The organism is Gammaproteobacteria bacterium, assembly GCA_028817225.1.
Lineage (GTDB): Bacteria > Pseudomonadota > Gammaproteobacteria > Poriferisulfidales > Oxydemutatoraceae > Oxydemutator.
Genome location: JAPPQC010000030.1, coordinates 36,608 through 46,388, shown reverse-complemented (window position 1 = coordinate 46,388; position 9,781 = coordinate 36,608). Strand labels below are relative to the sequence as shown.

At 65.2% G+C, this 9,781-nt stretch carries 5 protein-coding genes; 4 read left to right on the top strand and 1 reads right to left on the bottom strand.

All coding sequences use genetic code 11. The annotated features are described in order from the left end of the window. Positions 1 to 65: 65 nt before the first annotated feature. The 4 genes from OXU50_04455 (at position 66) to hflX (ending at position 6,864) form a co-directional block, all read left to right on the top strand. Positions 66 to 3,365, top strand: coding sequence for a hypothetical protein (locus OXU50_04455; protein MDD9869127.1), 3,300 nt, complete (start codon positions 66 to 68; stop codon positions 3,363 to 3,365). A 308-nt stretch (positions 3,366 to 3,673) separates the two neighbouring features. Next, the gene (locus OXU50_04450; GenBank protein MDD9869126.1) at positions 3,674 to 4,705 is read left to right on the top strand and encodes a thiamine phosphate synthase; all 1,032 of its coding nucleotides are present in this window, start codon (positions 3,674 to 3,676) and stop codon (positions 4,703 to 4,705) included. A gap of 102 nt (positions 4,706 to 4,807) precedes the next feature. Then, complete coding sequence (locus OXU50_04445) at positions 4,808 to 5,434, top strand: NYN domain-containing protein (GenBank protein MDD9869125.1); 627 nt, start codon at positions 4,808 to 4,810, stop codon at positions 5,432 to 5,434. Between the two features lie 107 nt (positions 5,435 to 5,541). Continuing rightward, positions 5,542 to 6,864 (top strand): GTPase HflX, encoded by a 1,323-nt coding sequence (gene hflX, locus OXU50_04440; GenBank protein ID MDD9869124.1) that lies wholly within the window; start codon positions 5,542 to 5,544, stop codon positions 6,862 to 6,864. A 22-nt stretch (positions 6,865 to 6,886) separates the two neighbouring features. On the opposite strand, the gene ppc is transcribed toward hflX, so the two are convergent. Then, positions 6,887 to 9,751, bottom strand: a complete 2,865-nt coding sequence (gene ppc / locus OXU50_04435; GenBank protein ID MDD9869123.1) for a phosphoenolpyruvate carboxylase — start codon at positions 9,749 to 9,751, stop codon at positions 6,887 to 6,889. Positions 9,752 to 9,781: the final 30 nt, after the last annotated feature.

Genomic DNA, 9,781 nt, shown 5'->3' with positions numbered 1-9,781 from the left:
TAGTTGTGCGCGCGCCCGCCGCGCGCACACGGCCTGCACACACGCGGCGGGGCCGGGTGGGGTGCATGCGGGGCCCCGGGCACCGGCCACCCCCCCCCCCCCCCCCCCCCCCCCCGGCGATTCCGGGGTTAATTAGCGGCGTACTCCTCGCCATCCTCGCCGCCGTTTTCTTTCTCGCGGCCCCGGCAACCCACGCCCAAACCCTCTCCTTTACCGTCACCGGCAGCAACGGCGACCGCGACATCAACGCACCCGGCCTGCAAGTGGACGAGGGCGATGCCGTCTCCATCACCTACAGCCTGACCGGCGCGAGCGGTGGATTCTTAACCATAAGTGAAGTCACTTTTGAAGGAACCGCCACCCCTAATGTGGATTATTCGGCCGCCATTTTTTTGCCGAATATTCTTAATGTTATTAACTCCTATACACTTACCGAACAAGTGTTCACCGTTACGGATGACAACATGCCTGAACCGGATGAAACCATCATCATCCCGGTGGTGACGAGGTCGGGTGGCACCATCACCCCGACCAACACCGTCGGCCCCATCACCATCACCATCCGCGCCAACGACAACCAACCCACCCTCGCCGTCGCCGTGGACAACGCCGACACCGCCGAGGGCGACACCGCCGTGTTCACCGTCACCTTGAGCGACACCGCGCCGGCATCCGGCGCGGCGGTGACCGTGGACTGGGTGGTCAGCGGCGCCGCCTCGGCATCCGACTATCGCCTGAGCGGCGCCGACACCGACGGCACGCTGCGCTTCACCGCCCTCGGCAGCCAGACACTCAACATCGCCATCACCGACGACATGCTGAACGAGGCCGCCGAAGACCTGACACTGACTCTTGGCAACCCCAGTGACGGCATCATCAGCGGCGGTGGCGCAACCACGACCATCAACGACAACGACGACATCACCAGCGTAACCGTCGCAGACGCCCCTGCCGTGCAGGAAGGCGAGTCCGCCACCTTCACGGTAACCCTGGACAAGGCCAGCGCCGGCATCGTAACCGTCGCCTGGACCGCCGACATCGGCGGTAGCATGGGCGGCACGCCGGAACCGGCCAGCGGAAACCTGCAAATCCCCGCAGGCTCCACCGCCGCCGACATCTCCATCCGCATTCCGTCCAACGCCGACCTCGGCGACGGCGATTCGCGCACGCTGACCGTCACCCTCGGCACGGTAACCATCGCTTCTCCCGGCAGGGGCACGGTAACCACTTCCGACAGCGGCATGGCGACCATCAACTACATCACCGATGACACGACACCGCCGCAACTGGCCGCCCAGAACGACCAGCCCGGCTGGAGCGGCGGCCAGTCGGTGCTGTGGCTGCAAGTGAACGAGGACTTCAAGATACTGCTGTACCCGGACGGCGCCGACGGCGCCACAGTGCCCGCCGAAACGCCGAGCGGGACAACGCTGGACAGCCGCGACTTCACAATCATTGAGAACTCCGGCAATCCGTCGTCGGCGACGATTGCGGTGAACAGCATTGAGGCGGTAACGCAGCACCGCGCGCTGAAACTGACGCTGGCGCGCGCCATCGCCGTCAACGCACAAAACCTGCAAGTCGCCTACGAGCGCGTCGGCAGTCAGGCGATTTACGACACGGCGGTGGAACGCGGCCTTGCGCGAAACAACCGGCGCAATCTGATGGCCGCCGAAACGCTGGTGCTGATGCCGAACGCGACCGCGGACGCCGACACCGACGGCATACCGGACGCGGTTGAGGCGAGAATCGCCACTGACGCGGGCAACCCGTTTGTGGAGGTTACCCCGGAACAACAGCCAACATTTTCTATCAGCCGCATGGCGGCGCAGGAGCCCATCGCATATTCCGGTATTCGCGTACAAGGCGTGCAGGCGCATTTGGGTGTGTCAAGCGTGGCGACGACAGGGCAGACAGCGGCGCAGCGGGTTGCCGCCTATTACCGCAGCGACACCTTCGGCCATGACGGAACCTACCAGTGCACCAGCGGCCAATTCCCGGCCAACTACGACGCGCCGCTTGCCGACGGCGGCTGCGCGCCGGTGGATTGGGGCAACATCGCACCGGGCGTTGACCACACGATTGCATGGCTTGTGCAGTCAGATGAAGGTGTGTGGGCCGTGAACCTCAACACCGACAGCAACCTGCCGGAACAAACCATTTACCGGATACCGGAACTGAACATGGCGTCGCAACGCCTGTTCACGACCGGCGCTGCGGTAACCGTGCGCGCAACGGCGGACGATGGCCGTTCATTCACCGCCTCGGCCTCGGCGGACGGCGTCTGGACAATGGATCAGGTGGCCGGCAGCAGCGTCTCGCTGTGGCGCCCGTCGCCAACGCCGCCGACGGCCAGCGATTATTCGCTCGGCCTGACAACGCAAACAGTCGTCGTCGTGGCCGCCGCAGACAGCGTGATACCGCCGGTGCCGGGACGCCCGCTGCTGATGCGCGGCTCCGATGTCGTCAATGCGCTGGCCGAAGGCTCGGCCCACGAGTTGCACATCCCGTTGGAGAACGGCGGCGTCATCACAACCGAGACGCACACGATTGCATCTGCTGAACTTGCCGGCCTTGCCGGTACGGTAACGGATGTGGCAGTGCGTCTGCCGGGCGGCGGCGGCAGTGTCTCTGCGGTGTTCCGCTACCCGGTGGTGTCGGCGACGAACCACCCGCTGGCGTCATCGGGCGACGCGGACGGCGACGGCATCGCCGACATGCTGGACGACTTTGATAGCCTGTCGCACCTGCCGGTGTCGGCGACCGGGGCGGTGCGCCACATTCGCCCGGTGTTCCGTTCACACCGCCTGCGCGCGGGTGATGAGACGCTGGCGAGAGTGGCCGCCGCCGACACGGTGGATTACAACGCCTGGCAGGCGTCCGAGTTTGCCACCGGTTCGGTCGTGTATGACTTCACGATATACGAAGTGGATTACGCGGCGGTGTCATCGGCGACACCGACCGGCGGCATGGCGGGCGTGATTATTCCGCTGCCGCAAGCGTTTCGCGGCGCAGGCGTGGAGGTGTTCAAGGTGGGGCGCGGACAGTTTGACCGCAGCGGCGGCGACCGCTACGGCTTTGCCATGCGCCGCACCGAAGATGGCGGATGCCCTGATGATGCGGACGGCCTGTACAGCCTTGCCTCAGGCGATTGCCTGGCAGTGTATGTAACGGACGGCGGCCCGAACGACGACGATGGCGTGGCTAACGGCGTCATCAAGGACCCGCTCGGCGTCCGCATTGGCGGCGGCGGCGGTAGCGGCAGCAGCGGCGCGCTCGGCCTTGTTGCGCTCATCGTGCTGGCAATGCTGGCCGCGCTGCTGTTGCTGTCAGCATCACGGCTGCGGCGCCGCCGCATGGCCTGATCTGCACACTGTTGTCAAACGCGCCTGGCGGCGCGGCGTGTTATGGCGCCGCCTGCGGCTTGACGGAAAGCCGCAGGCGGGTGGTATAATCCGGGCAAGAGCGGGTGTAAAAGAGTACTGGTTTGCAAGAGCCCAGTGCAGCCTTCAGTCTCCGCAAGGAACTGGAGGAAGATGTTCCGAGTTATGCTGGCCCGCTCTCACTTTTCCCCTGCCGCAGAGCAGGGTGCTCCGCCATCGCTTGTTCAGACAATGCCGTCCTGTTTTGACAAAGGTTGCAACAGCAACCAGACACACCGGGCGCGAATGACTTGCCGGATTCCCGTCTGATTCCGGTTGCAATCGCCGTTGTCCGGCGCGGTGATTCGGTGCTGGTGTCGCGGCGTCCGCGCGGTGTGCACCAGGGCGGTTTGTGCGAGTTTCCGGGCGGCAAGGTCGAGCCGGGCGAGTCCTCCGCGCAGGCCGTTGCGCGCGAACTGGCGGAGGAAACCGGCCTGACAGCGCGCGACGCCCGCCCGCTGATTCGCTTCAACTGGGATTACGGCGACCGCCGCCTGCATTTCGATGTGTTCACGGTGCGTTCGTTTGACGGCGATGTGCGCGGCGATGCGCGCTGGGTGCCGACGGGCGCGCTGCGCGCCGCCGATTTTCCGCCCGCAAGCCGCGTCATCATCAACGCGCTGCGTCTGCCCGACCACTACCTGATTACCCCCGTCGTCGGCGACCGCTGGCATTTTATCCGCTGTTTCCGGCGTGCGCTTCAAAACGGCGTGCGTCTTGCCGTGTTGAGAGATGAGCGCCTCGATGACGCCGCCTGCGCGGAGGTCGCACGCGAGATGACAGACGAGGCCGCCGCCTTCGGCGCGAAAGTTCTGCTGCATAACCGCGGTGTCAATGCCGGTGGTGCCGGTGTTGGCGGTGTTGGTGCTGGTGTCGATGATGGTGGTGGCGTCGGAAGTGATGGCGGCATTGATGACGGCAGCGGCGGCGCTGGCAACAAAGCAGCATTTGCCGGCATTCACCTCAGCGCCACCGCCTTGCTGCAATGTCGCAACAGACCGGTGCCCGCCGACCGCTGGTTTGCGGCCTCGTGCCACAACGCGCGCGAATTGCAGGCCGCCGTCGCTGTCGGCGCCGACTTCGCGGTGCTGGGGCCGGTGCGGGCGACGCCGAGCCACGCCGGCGCCGCGCCGCTCGGATGGCCCGCTTTCGCCGCGCTCATCGCCGATTTGCCGCTGCCCGTCTATGCACTCGGCGGCATGGAGCCGCGCGATGTCGTGCTGTGCCGTCGTCACGGCGGCCACGGCATCGCCGCCATCCGCGGATTGTGGCGCGACGCCTGACAAGGCTGGTATGATGGAGGCGATGGGGATGTGTATTGGTATTCGGCATGATACACTGAGAGTCGCCAAGTCGCTGAAGCGACGCAACAACGAGGTATTGCAATGAGCGGTGTATTCATTTATTGGGACAATTCCAATATTTTTCATGAGGCACAGCGTCTTGCCGAGGAAAAAGAAGCCACCCCCGGCGCCCGCTATCTGATTCGCATTAATTTTGACAATATGCTGCGCCTGGCACATGCCGATCGCACGCTGGAGAAAGCCGTTGCCGCCGGTTCCGTGCCGCCGGAAATGCGCCAGCTCTGGAACCGGATGGAAAACCGGGGTGTGGAGGTTAATCTGTTTGACCGGGGCGCCCCGGACCGTGGAGAACAGGGAACTCCCGACCAGTGGCTGCAATTGCGTATGCTGGAGGACGGTCTAGATTACAACGGCAATCCCGGCGTTGTCACACTGCTGACCGGTGATGGCGCCGGCTATATTGAAGGCCGGGGCTTTCACAGTACGCTGGAGCGGATGCATGGGCGCAACTGGAGAATCGAAGTCTTGTCGTGGGCGCACTCCTGCAACCGGAGAATGCGGGAATGGGCGGAAGCCAACGGCGCCTTTGTCTCACTGGACGATTATTACGAAGCAATCACCTTCCGGGCGCCTTCCAATCCCGGTCACGAACTTGCGCCGCCACGCAGTTCGGCTGCGCTTGACCTGTCGCGCCGTCCGGCAGCGTGATAGTCATGCACACGGATTAATCGGTTACCGCGTTTTGGCACGGAGTTTTTCGTTTCCACGGCGGCGCGGGCGAGACGCCGCCTGACAAGGCTGGTATGATGGAGGCGATGGGGACGCCCACGATAGAAACGATGATGGACACGGGCGCGCCCGGCGCGAACCGCGGTGCGGCGCTGCTGCTGTCGGTTGCCGTCGGCGCGCCGGACGGGCGGCGCGATCTTGACGAGTTCGCCGAACTGGCGGCGTCCGCGGGCGTTGATGCGCGCGGTTTGATGGGTGCGCGCCGCGCGCGGCCCGACCCGCGTTATTTCATCGGCAGCGGCAAGGCCGACGAAATCAGGCAATGGGTCGGCGACCATGATGTGCGCCTGCTGATTGTGGACCACGACCTGACGCCGCGTCAGGAACGCAACCTGGAAAGCCGCATCCAGGCGAGGGTGCTCGACCGCACCGGCCTGATACTCGACATCTTCTCGCAAAGGGCGCAGTCGCACGAGGGCAAACTCCAGGTTGAACTGGCGCAACTGGAATACCTGTCCACGCGCCTGGTGCGCGGCTGGAGCCACCTGGAGCGGCAGAAGGGCGGCATCGGTCTCAGAGGCCCCGGCGAGAAACAACTGGAAACCGACCGCCGCCTGCTGCGCCGGCGCATGGGCAGCGTCGCCCGCCAACTGGAGGGCATCAAGCGCCAGCGCGAGCAGCGCAGAAGGCGCCGCCGCAAGAACGCGCTGTTTTCCATCGCGCTGGTGGGCTACACCAACGCCGGCAAATCCACGCTGTTCAGCGCGTTGACCGGCGCCGGTGTCGCCGGTGAAAGACGCCTGTTCGCGACGCTCGACCCGCTGGTGCGCCGGCTTGAACTGCCGGGCGGCGCGGTGCTGGTCAGCGACACCGTCGGCTTCATCCGCGACCTGCCGCACGAACTGGTCGAGGCGTTCAACGCGACGCTGCTGGAAGTGCGCCAGTCCGATTTGATTCTGCATGTCGAGGACGCCTCCGACCCGGACTGCGCCGGCCACCGCGCACAGGTTGAATCGGTGCTCGCCGCCATCGGCGCGTCGGAGATACCGAAAATCAATGTCTTCAACAAGATTGACCTCACCGGCGACGCCCCCGGCCTGCTCGGCGGCAACGGCGAACGCGCCGCCGCCGTGCGCCTGTCGGCGCGCTCACGCCGCGGCATCAACCTGCTGAAACAGGCCGTCCAGGACGAACTGGCGCCGCGCCGCCGCGCCTGGCAGTTGCGCGTGCCGGTCGCCGCCCCCGCCCTGCGCGCCTTCCTCTACGACAACGGCAGCGTCCTGAGCGAACGCTACGACCCCGGCGAGGGCTGGACACTGCAATTCGAACTCGGCGAACGCGCCCTGCACCGCCTGCAAAAACGCTTCGGCTGCGTCGCCGTCCGCGCCCGCGACGATTTGCGTGTTTGACGGACTTTGCTGACCGGCTTTGTCAGCCGGTGTTTCTCATGCCGATGGCGATGGCGCTGATGGAGCGCAGGACCAGGGACAGGGGTTCGTTTTCCATGGGGGCGGTGGTTTCGTCGTCGGCGCGTTGTTTCAGGTAGGCGGAGCGGTAGCGGCGAATCAGCGACAACTGGATGTGGTTCAGCGGGTCGAGGTACGGGTCGCGTCTTTGCAGCGACAGCATCAGCGTTCCCTGGTTTGCAAGCAGTTGTTCGCAGCGGCTGATTTTGAGGACGAAGGCCACCGTCTTGCGGTACTCGGCCTCGATGCGGCGGTAGATTGCGTCGGCGGTTTCCCGGTCGCTGCAAAGGCCGGCGTATTCGTGCGCGGTCGCCATGTTGGCTTTTGACAGCGCCATCTGCACATTCTCCATCAGGTTGTGGAAGAACGGCCAGTTGTCGTAGAGCGATTGCAGTTTGTCGAAGTTGCCGGGCGCGGCGCCGGCGTAACTTTCCAGCGCGGTGCCGAGGCCGTACCACGCCGGCAGCGTGTGGCGCGACAGCGACCAGCCGAACACCCACGGAATCGCGCGGATGGACTGGCGCGAGCGGTCGCCGCCGCGCCGGTGCGTCGGGCGCGAGCCGATGCTCATCTCGCCGATTTCAAGCACCGGCGTGGCCTCGTAGAAGTAGTCGAGCAGGCCGTCGGTCTCGTCAATCAGTTCGCGGTAACTGCGTTCGCCGAGGTGCGCAAGTTCGGTCATGATCTCGAGATGGGCCTGTTCGTCCTTCGGCTTTGACTTCAGGTCCAGGCGGTGCGCCATCGCCAGGTGCTGGCTGGCTTCGAGCAGCCCGGAAATCGAGGTTGAGAGCTGGTAACTCGCGGTTTCCCTGTAACTGTATTTGAACGAAAGCACCTCGCCCTGTTCGGTAATCTTGATCTGTCCGTGCACGGTGCCGGGCGGCTGCGATGTGATGGCGCGGTAGGTCGGGCCGCCGCCGCGCCCGACCGTGCCGCCGCGCCCGTGGAACAGGCGGCACACGACATTGTGCTTGACCGCCAGGCTGGTGATGCCTTTCTGCGCCTGGTAAAGCCCCCAGGTCGAGGCCAGAATGCCGCCGTCCTTGCACGAGTCGGAATAGCCGAGCATGATTTCCTGCAGGTTGCCGGACGCCGCCAGCAGCGCCTTGTAGGCGGGGTTGGTGAACAGGTCTTCCAGCGTCTGCCGGACGCCGTCGAGGTCGTCTATCGTCTCGAACAGCGGCGACGGCTGCAAGTGGCAGAACGCACCGCCGCCGTTGCCGTTGCCGCCGTTGCCGCTGGCGCCGCCGTCGCCGGGGCCGACCAGCCCGGCCAGCCTGGCGAGCAGCATGACTTCAAGCACATCGTTCGCATGGCGCGTCATTGAGATGACATAACGCCCAATCGCGTTGCGCCCGACTTCGCGGTGAATCTGCGCGACGCAGTGAAACACCTCGACAACGCGCCGCGCGTCGTCGCCGAGTTGGTCGTCGTTGAGCGGCGGCAGTGCCGGCGCTTGCAGTTTTTCGGTCAGGAAGGCGGTGCGTTCCTCGTCGGACAGGCCGGCGTAGTTTTCGCAGTTCCACTGGCGCGCGATTTCGGCGACGGCCAGCGCGTGCCGCGTGGATACCTCGCGCACATCGAGCCGCGCCAGATGAAAGCCGAAGGTCTCGACCAGGCGTGTCAGGTCGCGCAGTTCGGCGTCGGCGACGCGGTCGTCGCCGTGGTGGCGCAGTGATTCGTCAATCGAGCGCAGGTCGTCGAGAAATTCGTGCACGCTGCGGTAGGCGTGTTCGCCGTCGCCGCCCGCGCGGATGCGCCCGAGCGTTTGCTTCAGCCGGTAGCGCATGACGGAAATCTTGCGGCGGTACGGCTCCTTGGTGAAGTCGGTGTCGGCGCCCTCGAAGGCGAGGCGCGCAATCGGGCGGTCGCGCTCCTGCAGCAGGATGAAGTTCTCCGAGACCTCGACCAGGTTGTTGGAGTGCGCCAGTATGCCGGTCAGTTCGTCGAGGCGCCGGTCGTATTCGCCGATCACCTCCTCCGCCTGCACCCGCACCGTCTTGCGCGTGACCTCGGGCGTCACATACGGGTTGCCGTCGCGGTCGCCGCCGATCCACGAGCCGAAGCGGATGAAACTCGGCACCGTGATGTCGTCGTCCGGGTAGATGCGGGCGGCGGCGGCCTCCAGGTTGCGGTAGGTTTGCGGCACCGCCTCAAACAGCGACGCCTTGAAGTAATACAGTCCGTTCCTGACCTCGGCCTCGACCGTCGGCTTGTTGAGGCGCATCTCGTCGGTTTTCCACAGCACCTGTATCTGCCCCTTCAGTTTGCCGATGATAATGTCCTTCGACGCGCTGTCGCGCTGCGTCTCCAGTTCGCGCACGGTGTTCAGGATGCCGTCCAGCAGGTGCATGATGGTGCGCCGCCTAGCCTCGGTCGGGTGCGCGGTGAACACCGGGATGTAGCTCAGCCGGTTCAGCAGTGCCTGCAATTCCTCGCCGCTGACGCCGTTGTCGCGCAGCGCCGTCAGCGCGCCCTCGATGGAGCCGCCGCCGCGCGCGCTCCCCTGTCCGGGGTTCAGCGCGGCCTGGCTGAAGCGGTGGTGGCGCGCGATTTCCTCGGCCACATTGACCAGGCTGAAATACATCGAGAAGCCGCGGATGACCCAGTTCAGCGTCTCCAGGTCGAGGCCGGCGATGTACTTCAGCAGGCGGTCGCGCTTTTTGCGGTTGTCGGCTTTTCGCAGCGACACGAACCCGCGGCGCAGTCTTTCGACGGCGCTGAACACGGGTTCGCCGCTTTGTTCCTTGATGACATCGCCCAGCAGGCTGCCCAGAATTTTGACGCGCGTACGCAAGCGGCGATCGGCTTTGATTTGTTCCGGTCGCATGGTGGTTGGGGGAAAGTGCAGGGGGCCATT

What these genes read in the sequence shown, in the direction of transcription:
- OXU50_04455 (MDD9869127.1), top strand. Translation starts at nt 66, where the DNA reads ATGCGGGGCCCCGGGCACCGGCCACCCCCCCCCCCCCCCCCCCCCCCC.
- OXU50_04445 (MDD9869125.1), top strand. Translation starts at nt 4,808, where the DNA reads ATGAGCGGTGTATTCATTTATTGGGACAATTCCAATATTTTTCATGAG.
- hflX (MDD9869124.1), top strand. Translation starts at nt 5,542, where the DNA reads ATGGGGACGCCCACGATAGAAACGATGATGGACACGGGCGCGCCCGGC.
- ppc (MDD9869123.1), bottom strand. Translation starts at nt 9,751, where the DNA reads ATGCGACCGGAACAAATCAAAGCCGATCGCCGCTTGCGTACGCGCGTC.